Annotated in this window: 17 protein-coding genes; 11 read left to right on the top strand and 6 right to left on the bottom strand. The window is 67.5% G+C overall.

What is annotated here, in order from left to right:
- Nucleotides 1-67 precede the first annotated feature (67 nt).
- From BN2156_RS02700 to BN2156_RS02680, 5 genes are all read left to right on the top strand, one after another.
- Entirely contained in the window at nt 68-925 is an 858-nt protein-coding gene (locus BN2156_RS02700) for an SDR family oxidoreductase (RefSeq protein ID WP_090515380.1), read from the top strand.
- Nucleotides 922-1851, top strand: a complete 930-nt coding sequence (locus tag BN2156_RS02695) for a patatin-like phospholipase family protein (protein WP_090509957.1) — start codon at nt 922-924, stop codon at nt 1849-1851. Before BN2156_RS02700 ends, BN2156_RS02695 begins: the two co-directional genes overlap by 4 nt.
- Nucleotides 1848-3302 carry a flavin-containing monooxygenase gene (locus tag BN2156_RS02690; protein WP_090509952.1) on the top strand — a complete coding sequence of 485 codons (1455 nt, stop codon included), beginning with the start codon at nt 1848-1850 and terminating at the stop codon, nt 3300-3302. Before BN2156_RS02695 ends, BN2156_RS02690 begins: the two co-directional genes overlap by 4 nt.
- A 120-nt stretch (nt 3303-3422) precedes the next feature.
- Entirely contained in the window at nt 3423-5609 is a 2187-nt protein-coding gene (locus tag BN2156_RS02685; RefSeq protein WP_090509950.1) for a glycoside hydrolase family 183 protein, read from the top strand.
- A 3-nt stretch (nt 5610-5612) separates the two neighbouring features.
- The gene (locus tag BN2156_RS02680; protein ID WP_090509947.1) at nt 5613-6137 is read left to right on the top strand and encodes a hypothetical protein; all 525 of its coding nucleotides are present in this window, start codon (nt 5613-5615) and stop codon (nt 6135-6137) included.
- Nucleotides 6138-6141: 4 nt separating this feature from the next.
- Here BN2156_RS02680 and BN2156_RS02675 read toward each other — a convergent pair whose 3' ends face one another.
- The 3 genes from BN2156_RS02675 to BN2156_RS02665 form a co-directional block, all read right to left on the bottom strand.
- Nucleotides 6142-6654: a DUF3145 domain-containing protein gene (locus tag BN2156_RS02675; protein ID WP_090509946.1), complete on the bottom strand. Its 513-nt coding sequence runs from the start codon at nt 6652-6654 to the stop codon at nt 6142-6144.
- A 114-nt stretch (nt 6655-6768) separates the two neighbouring features.
- Complete coding sequence (locus tag BN2156_RS02670) at nt 6769-7602, bottom strand: serine hydrolase domain-containing protein (protein WP_162490719.1); 834 nt, start codon at nt 7600-7602, stop codon at nt 6769-6771.
- Between the two features lie 10 nt (nt 7603-7612).
- Nucleotides 7613-8497 (bottom strand): chemotaxis protein CheY, encoded by an 885-nt coding sequence (locus tag BN2156_RS02665; RefSeq protein WP_210436564.1) that lies wholly within the window; start codon nt 8495-8497, stop codon nt 7613-7615.
- 103 nt (nt 8498-8600) lie between these two features.
- On the opposite strand from BN2156_RS02665, the gene BN2156_RS02660 reads away from it, so the two are divergent.
- From BN2156_RS02660 to BN2156_RS02645, 4 genes are all read left to right on the top strand, one after another.
- On the top strand, nt 8601-9692 hold the full coding sequence (locus BN2156_RS02660; RefSeq protein WP_090509942.1) for an S-(hydroxymethyl)mycothiol dehydrogenase: 1092 nt from the start codon (nt 8601-8603) through the stop codon (nt 9690-9692).
- Complete coding sequence (locus BN2156_RS02655; protein ID WP_090509939.1) at nt 9689-10321, top strand: MBL fold metallo-hydrolase; 633 nt, start codon at nt 9689-9691, stop codon at nt 10319-10321. The genes BN2156_RS02660 and BN2156_RS02655 overlap by 4 nt, the downstream gene beginning before the upstream one ends.
- Before the next feature lie 36 nt (nt 10322-10357).
- Nucleotides 10358-11500: a hypothetical protein gene (locus BN2156_RS02650; RefSeq protein ID WP_090509937.1), complete on the top strand. Its 1143-nt coding sequence runs from the start codon at nt 10358-10360 to the stop codon at nt 11498-11500.
- A 65-nt stretch (nt 11501-11565) separates the two neighbouring features.
- Nucleotides 11566-12939 (top strand): styrene monooxygenase/indole monooxygenase family protein, encoded by a 1374-nt coding sequence (locus BN2156_RS02645; RefSeq protein WP_162490718.1) that lies wholly within the window; start codon nt 11566-11568, stop codon nt 12937-12939.
- A 16-nt stretch (nt 12940-12955) separates the two neighbouring features.
- On the opposite strand, the gene BN2156_RS02640 is transcribed toward BN2156_RS02645, so the two are convergent.
- Nucleotides 12956-13696 carry an SHOCT domain-containing protein gene (locus tag BN2156_RS02640; RefSeq protein WP_090509931.1) on the bottom strand — a complete coding sequence of 247 codons (741 nt, stop codon included), beginning with the start codon at nt 13694-13696 and terminating at the stop codon, nt 12956-12958.
- Nucleotides 13697-13742: 46 nt separating this feature from the next.
- On the opposite strand from BN2156_RS02640, the gene BN2156_RS02635 reads away from it, so the two are divergent.
- Both BN2156_RS02635 and BN2156_RS02630 read left to right on the top strand, forming a co-directional pair.
- Nucleotides 13743-13982, top strand: coding sequence for a LapA family protein (locus BN2156_RS02635; protein WP_090509929.1), 240 nt, complete (start codon nt 13743-13745; stop codon nt 13980-13982).
- A 47-nt stretch (nt 13983-14029) separates the two neighbouring features.
- Nucleotides 14030-15028: a class I SAM-dependent methyltransferase gene (locus BN2156_RS02630; protein ID WP_090509926.1), complete on the top strand. Its 999-nt coding sequence runs from the start codon at nt 14030-14032 to the stop codon at nt 15026-15028.
- A 16-nt stretch (nt 15029-15044) separates the two neighbouring features.
- Here the strand turns inward: BN2156_RS02630 and BN2156_RS02625 are convergent, their stop codons facing one another.
- Together BN2156_RS02625 and BN2156_RS02620 are read right to left on the bottom strand one after the other, a co-directional pair.
- Complete coding sequence (locus tag BN2156_RS02625) at nt 15045-16010, bottom strand: GlxA family transcriptional regulator (protein WP_090509923.1); 966 nt, start codon at nt 16008-16010, stop codon at nt 15045-15047.
- Nucleotides 16007-17587 (bottom strand): acetolactate synthase large subunit, encoded by a 1581-nt coding sequence (locus BN2156_RS02620; RefSeq protein WP_235625190.1) that lies wholly within the window; start codon nt 17585-17587, stop codon nt 16007-16009. Before BN2156_RS02620 ends, BN2156_RS02625 begins: the two co-directional genes overlap by 4 nt.
- Nucleotides 17588-17677: the final 90 nt, after the last annotated feature.

Genomic DNA, 17677 nt, shown 5'->3' with positions numbered 1-17677 from the left:
GTATTCGAATGGTCGCGAGAGACCTCAGGGGAGGCATGACGTGCGGTTTTCACAGCGGCAGACGCCGATGACCGGGGCGGTGGTGATCGTCACCGGCGGGGCACGCGGCATTGGCGCCAAGACGGCGGAGCTGTTCTCCGCCCGTGGTGCCACAGTATGGATCGGCGATGTCGACGCCGATGTGGCGGCCACGACCGCAGCCGGTCTCCCCCGCTGCCGGGCGGCCTACCTCGATGTCACGTCGCGGTCGTCGTGGGAGCGCTTCGTGGCCGACGCTGTCCGGGAATCGGGCAGTGTCGACATCTTGGTCAACAACGCCGGGGTCATGCCACTTGGTGCGTTCGACGCCGAATCCGAGGCGACGACCGATCTCATCCTCGACGTCAACGTGCGAGGGGTCCTCAACGGCATGCGCACCGTCGTCCCGTCGATGGTGGCGCGCGGTCACGGTCACGTGGTCAATGTGGCGTCGATGGCAGGCATGATCCCGATCCCGGGCATGGTGACCTACAACGCCAGCAAGTTCGCCGCACTGGGCGCTTCGCTGGCTGCCCGACGTGAGTACGCAGGCACGGGGGTCTCGGTGTCGGCCGTACTGCCGTCAGCGGTCCGCACCGAACTCGCCTCGGGTGTGCCACTCGGAAACGGTCTGCCCACAGTGGATCCCGATGACGTCGCGCGGGCGATCCTCAAGACTGTCCGCACCCACGCCGCCCGGACCTCGGTGCCGGGTTGGGTCGCTCCCGGGTGGGCCCTCGTCGATGCCCTGGTGCCCGAATTTCTTCAACGCGCGGTACGAGGCAAGGTCGACGACCGCCGCGCCCTGACCGCCGTCGACGAGCACGGCCGCTTTACCTATGTCCAGCGTCTCGAACGGCAGTCGAAATCTCATGCGACACAGCGTGATTCCGAGGCGACACCATGACCACGGCACTGGTGATCGGCTGTGGTGGCACCATCGGCGGTGCCTGGACGGTCGCGGCACTGCACGCCCTTGCCGAACAGACGGGGTGGGATCCGCGCGAGGCCGCGATAATGCAGGGCACGTCGGCCGGAGCCGAGCTCATCACGATGCTGGGCGGCGGCGCCACGGTGAGCGACCTTGTCGCCATGCAGCGCGGCACCTCCGCCGACGAGCGTCTGCGCCGGCATGTCGCGGACACTCCAGCCGGCCTGCCGCCCGTCCCGGCACCCCGCCTGCTCAACCCGCGACTGCTCGGCAGTCAACGAGGTCTCGCCGCCGCCACCGGCATCGCTCCCGTGGGGCGTGCCAATCCAGACTGGTTGCAGCGCCTGGCCGACGGGTTCTCGGGCGCCTCGGGGTGGCTGCCCCACGCCGGTGTCCGGATGGTCGCCTTCGACTACCAGCGTGGCGAGCGCGTCGCATTCGGGGCGCCCGGCGCACCTGTGGCCACCGTGGGCGAAGCGCTACGCGCGTCCTGGGCGGTGCCGGGATGGATGCCACCGGTCACCATCGGCGGCAGGCACTTCGTCGACGGCGGCGCCGCGTCGACCGCGTCGGTCGATCTGATCGGCCGCGACGAGGCAGACGTCATCTACGTCATCACTCCCATGGCCTCCGAACCGGGTATGCGGGCACCGGGATTCGGCGGAAGGCTGGAGCATGCACTGCTGCGCCGACCGATGTCGGCCGGGCTGGACCGCGAAGTGGCCGCGGTGCGGGCGCGTGGCACGCAGGTCGTCGTCATCCGGCCCGATGCGGCGGATCTGGCCGGGCTCGGTTCACATTTCATGCGGCGCGGCCGACGACGGTCGGCATTCGAGGCGTCGATGCGCACCGCACCTGCAACGGTCCGGCGGGCGCTCGTCGTCGGCGAGGAGGCCCGATGAGTCGCGAGGCCCGCGTCGTCATCATCGGCGCCGGGATGGCAGGCATCGCCACGGCCTACACGCTCAAACAGGCCGGATTCACCAATTTCACGATCCTGGAAAAGGGTTCGGACGTCGGTGGCGTCTGGCACTGGAACCGCTACCCCGGACTGACTTGCGACGTCCCGTCGCAGATCTACCAGTTCTCGTTCGCACCCAAACCGGACTGGAGCCACATCTGGGCCAACGGCGGTGACATCCAGCGCTATCACCGCGACGTCGTGGAACGATTCGGGCTCGACGCCCATCTGCGGTGCAATACCGAAGTCACCGAGGCCCGATACGACAGCACCACGACGTCGTGGACGCTCACCACACGTGACGGGGACACCCTGACCGCCGATTTCGTCATCTGCGCCACCGGGGTGTTGCATCACCCGTCGGTACCCGAGATTCCCGGCATGGAGACCTTCGGCGGACCGATCGTGCACACGGCACGGTGGGATCCGGATGTGGCGACCGACGGTCGGCGCATCGCCGTGATCGGCACGGGATCCACCGGTGTGCAGGTGGTTTCGGCTTTGCAGCCGAAGGCCCGGGCACTGCTGCACTTCGCTCGGTCACCGCAGTGGATCCTGTGGGCACCGATGTCGCTGCGGCAGTCGTCGGTACTGGCGAAGGTGTTGCGCCGGCGCCCTGGATGGCATGACTTCCTGTTCCGGCGGCTGCAATGGGGAGCGGGGATCCTCGCCGATGTCGTCACCACGCCGTCGTGGCGGCGCAAGTTGGTGCAGGCCTACGCCCGGTGGAGTCTGGCCGCCCAGGTCCGCGACCGTGCGCTGCGCGCGAAGCTGACCCCGGACTACGAGCCGCTGTGTAAACGGCAGGTGGTCTCGGGCTCGTACTACCGCGCCATCAAGCGGCCCAACGCCAGCCTGATCGACGATCCCATCGCGGAGTTCACCGCTACCGGTATCCGCACTGCCGACGGCACTCACCACGATGTGGATGTCGTGGTGCTGGCCACCGGATTTCAGGCGCACAACTACATGCGGCCCATGACGGTCGTGGGCCGCGACGGCATCACGCTCGATGATGCCTGGGTCAAGGGCCCCCGGGCGTACCGCATGACCGCAATCCCTGGGTTCCCGAACCTGTTCACCGTGCTGGGCCCGAACTCGCCGACCGGGTCGATCCCGCTGCAGTACTCGGCCGAGCTCACCGCCGGCTACATCGTGGCCTGGCTCAAGCGGTTCGAGAACGGCGAGGTCTCCGAAGTCGAGGTCACCGAACAGGCCACCGACGAATTCAACGCCGCGGTCGCCGACGGGCTCGGGCCGACGGTATGGAACACCGGGTGCAATTCCTGGTACATCACCGACGCCGGAACCATCGACCTGTGGCCGTTCGACCGGTCCACCCTCACCCGCATGCTGTCCGAGCCTGATCCCGCTCACTACCGGATCAGGTGACATTCCTTGGCAGTTCAGGCCACATGCTGCGAATCGGCGTGTTTGCCCGATGCAATGAACGGCACACGGTACGTTTTCGTTTGGGCCGGGGTTTGAGTGAGTGGACTGGTACGGAGCGTCATGGAATCGACCAAATACATCGGCCGCGTCGGTGCGCTGGCCGTTGCTCTCGGCATCGGAACGGCACTGACCTCCGGGACCGGAATCGCCTGGGCCGAAGGCGGATCGGGCGATCCTGGCAAATCGAGCGCGGGGAGCTCCGACGGCACCACCTCGAGTTCGGCGGAGAAGAAGACTCCGAGCAAACCCTCGAAGACCAAGAAACCCGGTGCCACACCTTCCGACACGCTGTCGAGGATCGGCGAGCGGGTCCGCAAGGAGGTCGAGTCCGGCCTGGACGACATCGGTGACGCCATCAAGAAGACACAGAGCCGGCTGGACTCCACGCGCACTCCGCAGCGGAGCCGGACGAGCAAGGTCCGGAGCAAGATTCAGGGCACCATCACCGACACCCCCGCCACCGGGCCACGGCTGAAGCGCACCGAACCTGCCGACACCGTGGACGTACGGCTGCAGGAGACCACCGAGGACATCACCGAGCGCAGCCGCGACGCGTTCTCGACGCTGCGCACACCGGTGACCACACTCGACGTCCCGGCCGCGTCACCGGACAAGACCGTCGTGCCCATCTCCGCGCCCGAGCCCGCCGTTCCGAAGATCACCGCTCCGCCAGTGGTCACGGCGCTGCTGAGCGCCGCCGGCCTGTCCCCGTTCGGTGCCGGGACCAGCCCCGTGGCACCCGCTCAGTCCCCCGCCCTGTGGGCCATGATGGCCTGGACGCGTAGGGAATTCGAGCGGTCGATGAACCCGTTGAGTTCCCGCGTCATCTCGGCCAACGACGCCGCCTCGGTGGTCGCCGAGGGAGAGATCCAGCCGATGGCCGCGGTCAGCCCTGATACGGCCGCACAGACCGATGACCTGACCCCCAAGCCTCAGGTTCCGGCGTCGCTGGCGAATTACACCGAAAAGCTCGGTTGGGTCACCGGGCCCGGCTACACGGACCACTGGTACGTCGCGGGCACGGATCTGGGCATCATGTGGAACAGCGGCTACACCGATCCCGCGACCGGAAAAGCAATCATCTACACGCTGTTCGGCGACACTTACAGCGGGCCGGGAATGACCGGCGACTGGCGCAACAACGTGTTGTTCCGCTCCATCGACACCGATCTGTCCAACGGTCTTCAGTTCAGCGACGCGCTGATCCACGCGGGCGCGGGACCCGGCGTCCCGGGCACACCGACGTGGTACGGCACCGGCGGCGCCCCGGCGGGAGCCGCCCAGATCATCTACGACCCGGGGCAAGACGGGCTCTTCGGCCGGACTTACACGATGATCCCGACCTCGGCGATCGCGATCAAGGATGACCCCACTGCCGAAGGCGGCTACACGCAGTACGCCACCGTGATGTCGATCCGCACCTGGGACAACCCGGGCAGCTGGACCACCAACTACTCCGGAATCGCCTACTCCACGGACGGCGGCAAAACCTGGACGGTCGACCCGGACACCATCCGTTCGTCGGGCTGGTTCCGCGCGGGCCCGGCCTATGTCCCCGGTGACGAACACTTCCAGCAGAACGCCCTGGTGATGTCGGACGACCCGACCGATCCCTATGTCTATGTGTACGGGACACCGTCGGGCAGGCAGGGTTCGGCGTATGTGGCCCGGGTCGAGAAGGATCAGATCACCAACCTGGATGCGTATGAGTACTGGGCGGGTGAGGATTCCAGCGGTGCCGGGCAGTGGGTCTCCGGTGATCCATCGGCGGCGGTGCCGGTGTTCGGTTCCAGCAGAACCGATTTCCTGCCGACGGTGTACCGGGTCGCGGATTTCTTCACGTTCGGGCTGTTCACCAAGATCGCGAACGGTATCTGGGTCGGCGGCCTGCCCACGGGCGGCAACGTCAGCGAGATGTCGGTGCAGTACAACGAGTACCTGGGCAAGTACGTGGTGCTCTACACCGATGGCGGCAACAATGTGGTGATGCGGGTATCCGATTCACCGCAGGGTGAATGGTCGGATACCACGACGCTGGTGAACAACAACCTGACGTCCAACACCGGCATGTACGCGCCCATGGTCCACCCGATGTCGGGCACCGATTACTTCAACAAGGTCGACGCCAACGGCAATGTCGTGGAGGACAACTCGCAGTACCTGTACTACAACCTTTCCTACTGGGGTGCGTACAACGTGCAGTTGATGCAGACCGACGTGTCCACGATGAAGACCGTCTCGGTGTAGACGATGTGTCGAGCGTTGGCGCTGGGTGCGGCAGCCCTGACCGTGGTCGCCGGACTGTCCACGAGTGCCTGTGCACACGCCGATCCGGAGCCGGTGCCACCCGGCCCACCCGAAACCACGGCTCCTCAGCCGGAGGCGTCGTGTGCCGGAAGTCTTGCCGGCGCGCTGACTCCGACCGATCCGGGGCAGATCGGTAACGACCGGCGGCTGCTGCAGTGCGCGGACGGCAGGTGGCAGGCGTTCGGGAGCCCCTATCCTTCGTCGGATCGGTGGCTGACCACCGGGCCCGAACTCATCCTGCACGGGCAGGGCCGCCGGAATCCGGAGGCCCAGGGAGGAACCTGGACGGCGACGCCGCAGACCGCCGAGGCCCACTGCAGTGCCGAGGTGGTCGACGTAGTCGCGGCGGGCCGTACATCAGGCCCCAAAACCTCGACGGCGGCCCCGGGCCAACCGCTGACCGTCGAGGTCAGCGATCACATGTTCACGGTGAAGCTCAGCGGCTACTGCCTCTGGGCTCGTAGCTGACGCGCTACCCCACGCCCCGGCTCAGCCAGGAGACCTCAGCGCCATCACCGCCGTTGCGGTAGGGCTCGAGGGCCTCGTCCCACGCGGTGCCCAGCACGGTGTCGAGTTCGGCGGCCAGCATGTCAGCGCCGCCGGCCATCAGCGAACGCAGTCGCATCTCGCCGACCATAACGTCGCCGTTGGCGCTCATCGCGCCGCTCCACAGGCCCAGCTGCGGGGTATGGCACCAGCGGTGCCCGTCCACGCCGGCGCTGGGGTCCTCGGTCACCTCGAAGCGCAGCACTGACCAGGAGCGCAGGGCATTTGCCAGCTGCGCCCCGGTGCCGACGGGCCCGATCCAGTTGGTCACCGCGCGCAACTGGCCAGGCATGGCCGGTTGCGGGGTCCACTTCAGGTTCGCCCGCGCCGACAGGGTCGACGACAACGCCCACTCAACATGCGGGCAAACCGCCGCGGGTGAGGCATGGACATACACCACGCCCGTCGCCGCGTCGGCGAACTGGTTCGACGCACGCATCTGCTACTCCTTCGGGATACGAGGGACGTCTTCCCCAACGGCCTGGTATTCCGATCGAGCATCCAGTTGTGTGTGTCGCGCGTGTCTATTGTGCCTTGTGTGGCCAGTGTTGCGCTAGTCTGTGCCGTTTTCTCTCAGCACTCCATCAGATATCGCGGGCCACAGCGGGTAGCTCCAGTCCCCGAAATCGCGGTCGGTCAGTACCACCAAGGCCAGGTCAGCGGCCGGATCGACCCACAGGAACGTCCCCGACTGGCCGAAGTGCCCGAACGTACGTGGCGAGTTTGCCGAGCCGGTCCAGTGCGGCGATTTGTCGTCCCGGAGCTCGAAGCCCAGCCCCCAGTCGTTGGGCCGCTGCACACCGAACCCCGGCAGCACCCCGTCAAGGCCGCCGAACTGCACGGTCACCGCCTCATCGTGCAATTGCTGGGACACCAAACCCGGCCGCAACAGCTCCCGGGCGAACATCGCCAGGTCGGCCACCGTCGACACTCCGCCGAACCCGGCCGCCTCGGCCCCACCCAGCAACGTGGAAGCCGACATCTGCAGCGGCTCGAACACCGCCTCGGTCAGATAGTTGCCGAACTCGATGTCGGCGGCGGCCTCGACCGCACGCGCCAGCAGTTCGAATCCGTAGTTCGAATAGATGCGTCGCTGTCCGGGTTGGGCCAGCACCTCGGCCGACCGCATGGCCACCCCCGATGCGTGCGCCAACAGATGACGGATCGTCGAACCGGGCGGGCCGGCCGGGGTGTCGAGTTCGACGGCGCCCTCTTCGATCGCGACCTGAACGGCACGGGCCACCAGTGGTTTGGTCACCGAGGCCAGCGTGAAGGCCTTGCTCAGGTCACCATGGCCGGCCAGCACACCGGACGGGCCGACCACCGCTGCGGCCGCCGCGTCGACCGGCCAATCGTCGATCAGCTTGAGGACATCGGCAGCGCTCATCGCGCCCAATCTATCGGTGGTCCCCCAGGTTCCGGGAAAGCAGTTCCTCGACCATGCTCGCGGCCACGGCATCCACATCGGCCACGAGCCGGCGCAGACCGACCACCCGCCGAACCAGATCCCGCGGGTCCGGATCGGCGACTACCGACAGGCGGTGCACGTCGCACACCGCACGATATGCCGACTGGGTCGATTCCGGCTCGGTGGCGTCACACCAGCGCTGCATGGATTGCGCCCAGGAGGCGACGCGGTCACCTGCGCCCTGCCGGTGCGCCAGGGTCAGCGCGCGCCGGTAGACATCGGCGGCCCATTCCACCGGCACCGGCTCGTCCAGCACCGGCAGCAGCACCTGATCGAGGGCCCGGGAGCCGGCAGGATCGCCTGCGGCCACGGCGGCCGTGCCGGTGAGCGCCTGCGCCAGCGTGCGCAGGGCGGCATCGTCCAAGTTCTTCGCGATGACCGCCAATTGGCGTGTCGCAGTATCGAAGTGTTCGGGCTCGCCGGCGTCGGCCGCGATCACCGCGAGCAGGTACGCCAGGTAACCGTGCGCGGTGGTCTCGGGAACGCCGTCGAGCAGAACCTGCGCTCTTTGCCCCCAACTGCGGGCCAGCGCAAGGTGACCGCGGGCCAGCCAGGCCAGGCCGAGTTCGGCGGCCTTCATCGCCGCCTGCACGGGGTCGGTACGCAATAGGCGGGTGTGCACCTGTTCGTTGATCCGCACGGATTCGCGGCCGTGCCCCTGACGCCAGGCTGCCGACGCGTATACGGCAAGATCATCGGTGTCGAGGGTCTGCACCCCGTCGACGCGGCTGAAGGATTCATAGCTGGTGCGCCAGTCATTTCGCCGATACGCCGAGCGTGCGACCACCAGCAATTGGGTTCGATCGTCGACCACAACCCACGGTAACGCGCGGACGCTCCACCAGGCCGAGATTCAGTGGGCGACGAAGATCCGGCCACTAATTGGACACCTGTCCGGTTTGCATTAGGTTATAGGCATGAGCCAGACGGTGCGTGGTGTGATTTCTCGGTCCAAAGGTCAGCCGGTCGAACTGGTCGACATCGTCATCCCCGATCCGGGGCCCGGTGAGGTGGTGGTCGACATCATCGCCTGCGGCGTGTGCCATACCGACCTGACCTATCGCGAGGGCGGTATCAACGACGAATACCCGTTCCTGCTCGGCCACGAGGCCGCAGGCACGGTCGAATCGGTCGGCGAGGGAGTCACCCACGTCGAACCCGGCGACTTCGTCATCCTCAACTGGCGTGCGGTGTGTGGCGAATGCCGCGCCTGTAAACGCGGCCGCCCGCATCTGTGCTTCGACACTCACAACGCCGCCCAGAAGATGACGCTGACCGACGGAACGGAACTCACCCCGGCGCTGGGCATCGGCGCGTTCGCCGACAAGACCCTGGTCCACGAAGGTCAGTGCACCAAGGTCGATTCCGAGGCCGACCCGGCCGTGGCCGGCCTGCTGGGCTGCGGCGTGATGGCCGGCATCGGCGCGGCGATCAACACCGGCGCGGTGACCCGTGACGACACCGTCGCGGTGATCGGCTGTGGCGGGGTGGGCGATGCCGCGATCGCCGGTGCCGCACTGGTCGGCGCCAAGAAGATCATCGCCGTCGACACCGACAACAAGAAGCTGGACTGGGCCCGCGATTTCGGGGCCACCCACACCATCAACGCCCGTGAGCTCGACGCGGTAACGACCATCCAGGATCTGACCGACGGCTTCGGCGCCGACGTGGTGATCGACGCGGTCGGCCGCCCCGAGACCTGGAAGCAGGCGTTCTATGCGCGTGATCTGGCCGGCACCGTGGTGCTGGTCGGTGTGCCGACCCCGGACATGACGCTGGAGATGCCGCTGGTCGACTTCTTCTCCCGCGGTGGATCTTTGAAGTCCTCCTGGTATGGCGACTGCCTGCCCGAACGCGACTTCCCCACCCTGATCTCCCTGTACCTGCAGGGCCGGCTGCCGTTGGAGAAGTTCGTCTCCGAGCGCATCGGGCTGGATGCGATCGAGGATGCGTTCCACAAGATGCACTCCGGCGAGGTACTGCGCTCGGTGGTGGTGTTGAAGAAATGAGCGGACCTTCGCAGATCCAGCGGGTAGTCACCAGCGGCAAGTTCGAACTCGACGGCGGCAGTTGGGACGTCGACAACAACATCTGGCTCGTCGGGGATGACAGTGACGTCATCGTGTTCGACGCCGCCCACACCGCCGCTCCCATCATCGAGGCCGTAGGCGGCCGCAACGTCGTCGCAGTGGTCTGCACCCACGGCCACAACGACCACATCACCGTCGCCCCCGAACTGGGCAAGGCACTGGACGCACCGGTGCTGCTGCACCCCGCCGACGAGATGCTGTGGCGAGTCGTGCACCCCGACAACGACTTCCGCACGGTCGAGGAGGGCCAGGTGCTGCGCGCCGGCGGCATCGAACTGCACGCCCTGCACACCCCGGGTCACTCCCCCGGCTCGGTCTGCTGGTCGATCCCCGAACTGGGCGCGGTGATCTCGGGCGACACCCTGTTCCAGGGCGGCCCGGGTGCCACCGGACGGTCGTTCTCGGACTTCCCAACCATCCTGGACTCCATCTCCAAGCGGCTGGGGATGCTGCCCGGGGAGACCGTCGTCTACACCGGCCATGGTGACACCACCACCATCGGTGACGAGATCGTCCACTACGACGAATGGGTTGCGCGGGGGCATTGACGCGTGCAACGGCACGTGAGTCGATAGCCTGAGTCAATGGTCGACAGGCCATTTCGTACCGCGGTGTTGCTCTGCGTGGCACTGCTGGTCGCGATGGCCTGCTCGCCTTCGGCGCCCGAGCCGATGCCTCCGCTGCCCAGCCTGACCGCTCCGCCGACAGGCGGCCAGGCGCCGATCCCCCGGCTGGGAGTCTCTGGAACCTCGCTCACGCTCGACGGCAAACCGGTGTGGCCGATCGGCATCAACGCTTACCAGCTGGCCACCAACTGGTCCATCAATGCGGGATGTGGCGCGCAAGTCGATCTCGACTCGTATTTCGGCAGCCTGCCACCACATTCGGTGACGCGTTTCAACGCCTATTCCAGCTTCGCGGTGAACAAGTTCACCGGTCAGCTCGATTTCACCTCGCTCGATGCGGTGTTCGGGGCCGCCGAACGCCACGGGCAGCTCCTGATCGCGGTGCTCACCAGTGACGACGGCGGTTGCGAGAACGACTATTTCAAGGACTACGACTGGTATGCGGGCGGCTGGCGCACCGAGGTGTCGCACGGTCTTCCGATGACCTTCGCCGCGTGGCTGGACACCGCCGTCAAACGATGGGGCGGCTCCCCTTCGCTTGCCGGGTGGACTGCGGTGGGCGAACCCGAGCCGTCCTACTGCTTGGACCACACCTGCCACTGGACCAAGCGCAGCTGCCACGCCGCCGCGCCGGAGACACTGCGCGCGTTCCTGGACGTCTCCGGCGCCCGGATCCGCGAGTTGGACCCTGGCACCGTTATTTTCAGCGGTCACGCCGGCGGCGGGCAGTGCGGGTCGGCGGGACACGAGTTCGAGATGGTGGCCGCATCCCCCGGCGTGGACGTGCTCGAGTACCACTACTACGAACACACGGATTATCTGCCCGGAGACCCGTACGACGGGCTGCAGCGGCGCGTCGCCCAAACACGTGCGGTGGGCAAGCCGTTGTTCGCCGCCGAGATCGGCATGCAGGCCGGTTTCTGCGTATCGCTGGGTGACCGAAAGCAGGTCCTCGGCGATGCCATCGCCAGGATGCGCACAATGGGCGCCGCGGGTGCGATGTTCTGGGCCTTCGTGCCGGATCCACGCCCCACCGAGTGCACCCTCGACATCGGCCCCGCCGACCCGTTGATGTCGATGATCGGCGCCACACCCGTCTAGCGACATTGCGATCACGCTGAGTCAGTTCCTTAACGCACACGCGCGGCGCGCCCATAGTGACAGCCATGACGAGTTCGGATGGACGTACTGCGGCGGTGATCGGTGCTGGGCAGACCGGCGTGACGGCAGCACTCGGGTTGTTGGACAACGGATTCGACGTCACCCTTTACAGTGACCGCGATCAGCGCAGCTTGCGCGACGACGTTCCGGCCACGGGCACCGCCCTGATCTTCGGCGAGGCCCAGCGGGCCGAGGAGTCCCTCGGGCTCAACACCTACCTGGCCACCGCCCCGACCTCGACCGGGCAGAGCGTGCGGGTGGTCGCCGGATCTGGTCCGGACCGTGCGGAGGAGATCGCTTTCGACGCCGACTTCGACGGTTTTGTCGGGGTGGCGGTGGACACCCGCCTCAAGGCCGACGACCGGCTGAACCTGTTCAGGCAGCGCGGGGGACGGTTCGTGGTCGAGGCGGTTGACCCGGCGCGACTCGACACCATCGCCGCCGGCGCCGACTTGACGCTGGTGGCCACCGGCCGCGGCGGGCTGTCGTCCTTGTTCCCGGTCGATGTCGAGCGCTCCGCCTACGACCGTCCCCAGCGCAGCCTGCTGACCGTGACCCTTTCCGGATTGCCTTACGGTCCAGATGTTTTCGCTCACCGCGGCGATGCCGGAGGGCGCCACAACGCGTTCACGGTGGTGACCGATCAGGGTGAGTCATGGTGGGGCGGATACCTGCACAAGGACGCCGGCCCCACGTGGACGTTCCTGGGCTGGGCACGGCCGGGCAGTGATTGGGAACGCCGCTTCGCCGCCGCCGACAGCGCACAGGCAGCACTCGACGTCGTCACCGCATTGCATCGCGACTACATCGACTGGGATCTACCCGAGGTAAGTGCGCTCAGGCCTGTCGAGGGCGATCCGCACTCCTGGCTGAAAGGTGCGGTCACCCAGGTGGTCCGGTCCGGGGTGGGCCGTACCGCGAGCGGTCATCCCGTGGCCGCGCTCGGCGATACCGCGGTGTCGTTCGACCCGATCGCCGGCCAGGGCGCTCAGGGCGGGTTGGTCCATGCCGCCAGTCTGGTCCGCAAGGCCGCCGCACACGACGGCCGGTTCGACGAGGCCTGGCTGCGCGCCACCTTCGAGGAGTTCTATGCGCATCGGGTGCGGTCCGCACAATTGGTGACCCGGTTGTTCCTGGCCGATCCGGAGCTGGCCGAATACGGCAACCTTTTCTTCGCCGCTGCGCAGGGCAGCTCCCGATTCGCCTCGAAACTGTTTGGCCTGCTGGACGATCCCCGGCCGGTCGAGTCTCTCACCTCGGCGTCCGCCGCCAAGCAGCTGATCACCGAGTTCGCCGGTGAGCCCGCCGACGCGCTCTTGGAGCGATTCATTCCGGCCGGGTCCTTCCGACGGTCGGGCTGGGCGACCCAGGCTGCCTAGCCGACTCCCGACGGCTTCAGCTGTCCAGGATCCGGCGCTTCTCCGCCTCGAACTCCGCCTCGGTCAGTGCTCCGGTATCACGCAACGCGGCAATCGTTTTGAGTTGCTCGAGCCTGATCGCCTGGTCCGTCGGCTGATAGCTGCCGGGCAGGTAGCCGGTGGTCACCTGGGATTGCGGCGGGATCATTCCCAGTCCCACACCTGAGATGGGGCGCGCCCGCTTGCTCTGCCGCGCCGACCACAACACGCCGGCGATCAACCCCAGCGCACCCACTGCGGTCAGTCCACCGAACAGCCAGGCCAACCAGCCGTATCGACTGCCGTGCCCGAAAGCCAGCCGTGGGTTGATGTAGCCGTGGACCTGGCCGTCGACGCTGATCTCGTAGGCGCGGGCAGTGGGCACCTGCATGACCCATACCCTGACCCGGGCGTCACTGTTGACCGTGGTTGTCCCGCCGATGCTTTCGGTCACCACCGGATCCGCCGCCCCATCGGGTGCGGACACGTTCAACCGCAGCGGCGGAACCGGCAGGCCGCTTCCGGAGCCGGTGACCATGGTGTGAAGGCTGACGGTCACCTCGCCCTGCGGCAGGTTCAGGATGGCAGTTCCAGGGATCGGCACCTCTCCGTAGGCGTCGTACTCGTCCAGGACGAACGCGTTCAGGAAGATCATCACGAACAGGCCGACAGCGCCGATGGCGAGGGTGCAGATCGATGTCACGATCGCGGCGCGCGGGGCAGACCGACGGCTGTTCATGGCCGAAGTTTGTCACGGCCGACGACTCGAGAGCTACGGTCGGGATATGGCTGGCGACGAGACCGACGCACCCGCGACCACCGGACCGGCTCGGCGGGTTGCGCTGCGCTACTGGGTGGCCCTGATCCTGGTCGCCCTCGCTGCGATCTTCGTCGCGCAGAACCGTGATCGGGTGAATGTGCACGTGCTCTGGGTGACCGTCGAGTCGCCGATGTGGTTCATCTTGGTCATCATTTTCGTCATGGGCCTTCTGATCGGATTGCTGCTGCGCCGGCGGCGAAGCTAGCCATGCCCGCGCCGCGCCGAACCACACCCCGCCCACACACCGCCGGAATGAGTTCGGCGATCAAGCTCCTCGAGCTGGCTGCGCGCACCGTGCCGATCCCCGCCGCGCCACAGCCCGTCGTCATCGCCGATTACGGGGCAGGCACCGCCCAGAATTCGATGCAGCCGATCAATGCCGCGATCGCCGCCGTGCGCGGCCGTACGCGGCCCGAACATTCGATCCTGGTGACGCACACCGATACCGCCGACAATGACTTCTCCACGATGTTTCGGATCCTGGAGGACGATCCGGAGTCCTATCTGCACAAGGATCCGGCCACCTTCAGCTCGGCGATCGGCCGGTCGTTCTACAGCCAGATCCTGCCGTCGAACAGCGTGCACCTGGGTTGGTCTGCCTGGGCGATCGTGCGGTTGGGCCGGGTACCGATGCCGGTCGCAGATCACGTCGTCGCGGTGTACAGCCGGGATGAGCGGGTGCGCACGGCCTATGCCAGGCAGGCGGCGCACGATTGGCACGAGTTCGTCGCGTTTCGTGGCCGCGAGCTGGCCCCCGGCGGTCGCCTGGTGGTGTTGACGACCGCGCTGGATGACGAAGGTGACTTCGGTTATCGGCCGCTGTTCCGGTCGGTGGTCAGCACGCTGGCCGAGTTGGTCTCCGACGGTGTGGTGAGCGCCGACGAGGTCGCCCGGATGTCGCTGCCGATCGCCGGTCGATGTGCCGCGGATTTCGCCGCGCCGTTCGCCCCGTCGGGGCGGTTCGAGCGGATGGAAGTTCAGCACGTAGAGCTGTTCGACGCCGAGGACCGCATCTTCAACGCCTACCGCGGTGACAGGAACACGAGCGCTTTCGGTACTCGCTGGGCCGATTTCTGTCGGTTCACCTCGTTCGCCGATCTGGGCGCGGCACTCGGCGGCTCCCCCGATCGGGTCCCGGTGTTCTACGACCGGCTGCATGCGGGTATCGCGGCGCGGCTGGCCTCGGATCCCGAGGAGATGCGGATTCCGATCGCGGCCGTGGTGTTGGAGAAGCGCCGCCGAAACTCGTGACCGGCACGCCGGACGATCAACTCACCTTGAGGCGGCGGAACGTGTTTCGGTAGTTCTGCGGGGTGACCCCGGTGAGCCGGCGGAACTGATCACGGAAGTTGGCCGGCGAACCGAACCCGACCTGACGGCCGATGTGTTCGACACCGTCGTTGGTGCTTTCGAGCAACTGCTGGGCATGGCGGATCCGTACCCCGGTCAGCCACTGCATCGGCGTCTGCCCGGTCTCGGCCTGGAACCGCCGGTTGAGGGTACGCACGCTGATGGCGGCCCGTGCGGCGATGTCTGCCAGGCTCAGCTCGCGATGGGCTTCGCGGTCGATCCAGGCCAGCACGTCGTCGAGTTCGGTGCGCTGCCCGATATGCCTGGCCGCCACCGTGTTTCGTGGGATGAACTGCGCCTGCCCACCGTCGCGGTGCAGGGGCGCCACCGCCAGCCGCGCAGTGTCGGCGGCCGCGGCCGCCCCGTGGTCACGTCCGACCAGGTACAGGCACAGGTCGATTCCCGCCGAGGCCCCCGCGGAGGTGAGCACCTGCCCCTCGTCGACGTAGAGCACGTCAGGATCCAGTTGCACCGCGGGGAAGGCGGCGCGGAACACGTCTGCGGCCAACCAGTGCGTGGTGGCCCGGCGGCCGTCCAGCAACCCGGCCGCCGCCAGGATGAACGCTCCGGTACAGATCGAGGCGATGCGGGCACCCGCGTCGAACCCCGCACGCAGGGCCGCGAGCACGTCCTCGGAAACCGGTGCACCGATGTCCTGGCAGCCCGGGACCACGATGGTGTCGGCCTCGGCCAGCCGCTCGATCCCGTGGTCGGTGAGGATGCGTACGGGGCCTGCATCGGTGATCTCGGCGGGGCTGCACACCAGGATTCGGTACGCCGGGCTCCCGCCGGGCAGCGTGGCACGGCCGAACACCTCCATGGCGGTGGCCATGTCGAACGCGTTGACGCCGGGCAGCGCCAGTACCGCGACGGTGTGCGTCATCCTGGCGACCAGGTGGGCAGCGCCGCGTCGATCAGGTGTGGGCCTGGCTCGTCCAGTGCCGCGCGGAATTGGTCGGCCAGTTCTTCGGCGGTGGTGGCGCGGGTGGCCGGCACACCGAATCCCTGTGCGATCGAGGCGAAGTCGATGTCGGGCCGGCTCAGGTCGAGCAGGGAGCGCGACCGCTCCCCATCGGCCTGGCTGCCCACCCGCAGCAACTCAAGCTGCAGGATCGCGTAGGCGTGGTTGTTCAGGATCACCACGGTGATGTCGAGTTGTTCGCGGGCCATCGTCCACAGTGCCGAAATGGTGTATGCGGCACTGCCGTCGGACTGCAGGGCGATGACCGGGCGGTGCGGCGCGGCGATGGCGGCGCCCACCGCGACGGGCAGGCCCTGCCCGATCGCGCCCCCGGTCAGGGTGAGGACGTCGTGCCGCGGTGCCGACGCGGTGGCGGCAGGCAGGAAGACCCCGCTGGTGTTGGCCTCGTCGGAGATGATGGCGTCCTCGGGCAGGAGTGCGGCGATCACCTGGGCCAGAGTTTGCGGGTTGAGCGGTCCGGTCGGCAGCTCAGCCGGTTCGGGTTCCGGTGCGACGGGCTCAGCCCCACCCAGTTTTTCGGCGAGGCCCACCAGATCGTCGATGTTCAGGGTCTGCACGTCGGCGCCGTCGGGTACCAGCACACTCGGCTTGCCCGGGTACGCGAAGAACGACACCGGTGACTTCGCGCCGACCAGCACCAGATGCGTTGCCCCGGAAAGTTGTTGTGTGGCCTGCTCGGCCAGATAGCCGAGGCGTTCGATCGGAGGCACTCCCTGCCCGCGGGCCAACCGGGCCGGGAAGGTCTCGACCAGGACGCGGGCCCCGGTGGCGGCGTTGATCCGCGCTGCCGCCCGCAGCCCGTCGGTATCGGTCGCCGCACCGCCGAGCAACATGACCGCGCGCTGCCCCTGGCCGCGTAGCAGGTCCGCGGCGGCGGCAATATCGAGTTCCTCCTCGGTTCGGGGTGACGGTTGCTCAGATGCCTTGTCCGACAATGGGTTCTGCGGTGCACTGCCCCAGGAGTAGTCGGCGGGCAGGATCACGGTGGCGACGGATCCGGGCGTCCCGGTCGCGCTCTGCACGGCGGCATGCACGGCGGCGTCGAGGCCGGCGGCCGATTCGGGCCGGTGTACCGAGCCGTGCGCCCAGTGTCCGAGTGCGTCGATGTCGGATTCTAGTGGCGCATCGAGGGGTTGGTGATAAGTGGCGTGGTCGCCGACAACATTGACCACGGGGCTGAACGCCCGTCGGGCATTGTGCAGGTTGGCCAGGCCGTTGGCCATACCGGGCCCGAGATGCAGCAGTGTCGCCGCGGGACTTCCGGCGATGCGGGCGTACCCGTCGGCGGCTCCGGTCGCGACGCCTTCGAACAGGCACAGCACCGGGCGCATCGCCGGGGCCGCGTCCAGCGCCGCGACGAAGTGCATCTCGGAGGTGCCCGGATTGGCGAAGCACACGTCGACGCCTTCGGCGAGCAGACGGTTCACCACTACTTCGGCACCGGTGCTCAGGTCGGGTTGCTCACTGCGCTCTGCCACCCGCCCTATAGTGGTCGCCGCCGAGGCCGCTGGCAAGATCCCGTCGCAATGTGGCCATCTGGCCACTTTCCGGCCGCTGCCCGGGGCCAC

The organism is Mycolicibacterium neworleansense (assembly GCF_001245615.1).
Classification (GTDB): domain Bacteria; phylum Actinomycetota; class Actinomycetes; order Mycobacteriales; family Mycobacteriaceae; genus Mycobacterium; species Mycobacterium neworleansense.
The sequence above is the reverse complement of the archived record's forward strand: the minus strand, read 5'-3'. Positions and strand labels throughout refer to the sequence as shown.

Excerpts from the sequence above, each read along its gene's own strand:
- BN2156_RS02670 (WP_162490719.1), bottom strand. The coding sequence starts at position 7,602 with ATGAGCGCTGCCGATGTCCTCAAGCTGATCGACGATTGGCCGGTCGAC.
- BN2156_RS02625 (WP_090509923.1), bottom strand. The coding sequence starts at position 16,010 with ATGACGCACACCGTCGCGGTACTGGCGCTGCCCGGCGTCAACGCGTTC.
- BN2156_RS02655 (WP_090509939.1), top strand. The coding sequence starts at position 9,689 with ATGAGCGGACCTTCGCAGATCCAGCGGGTAGTCACCAGCGGCAAGTTC.
- BN2156_RS02680 (WP_090509947.1), top strand. The coding sequence starts at position 5,613 with ATGTGTCGAGCGTTGGCGCTGGGTGCGGCAGCCCTGACCGTGGTCGCC.
- BN2156_RS02660 (WP_090509942.1), top strand. The coding sequence starts at position 8,601 with ATGAGCCAGACGGTGCGTGGTGTGATTTCTCGGTCCAAAGGTCAGCCG.
- BN2156_RS02635 (WP_090509929.1), top strand. The coding sequence starts at position 13,743 with ATGGCTGGCGACGAGACCGACGCACCCGCGACCACCGGACCGGCTCGG.
- BN2156_RS02675 (WP_090509946.1), bottom strand. The coding sequence starts at position 6,654 with ATGCGTGCGTCGAACCAGTTCGCCGACGCGGCGACGGGCGTGGTGTAT.
- BN2156_RS02645 (WP_162490718.1), top strand. The coding sequence starts at position 11,566 with ATGACGAGTTCGGATGGACGTACTGCGGCGGTGATCGGTGCTGGGCAG.
- BN2156_RS02700 (WP_090515380.1), top strand. The coding sequence starts at position 68 with ATGACCGGGGCGGTGGTGATCGTCACCGGCGGGGCACGCGGCATTGGC.
- BN2156_RS02685 (WP_090509950.1), top strand. The coding sequence starts at position 3,423 with ATGGAATCGACCAAATACATCGGCCGCGTCGGTGCGCTGGCCGTTGCT.
- BN2156_RS02695 (WP_090509957.1), top strand. The coding sequence starts at position 922 with ATGACCACGGCACTGGTGATCGGCTGTGGTGGCACCATCGGCGGTGCC.
- BN2156_RS02640 (WP_090509931.1), bottom strand. The coding sequence starts at position 13,696 with ATGAACAGCCGTCGGTCTGCCCCGCGCGCCGCGATCGTGACATCGATC.
- BN2156_RS02630 (WP_090509926.1), top strand. The coding sequence starts at position 14,030 with ATGAGTTCGGCGATCAAGCTCCTCGAGCTGGCTGCGCGCACCGTGCCG.
- BN2156_RS02650 (WP_090509937.1), top strand. The coding sequence starts at position 10,358 with ATGGTCGACAGGCCATTTCGTACCGCGGTGTTGCTCTGCGTGGCACTG.
- BN2156_RS02690 (WP_090509952.1), top strand. The coding sequence starts at position 1,848 with ATGAGTCGCGAGGCCCGCGTCGTCATCATCGGCGCCGGGATGGCAGGC.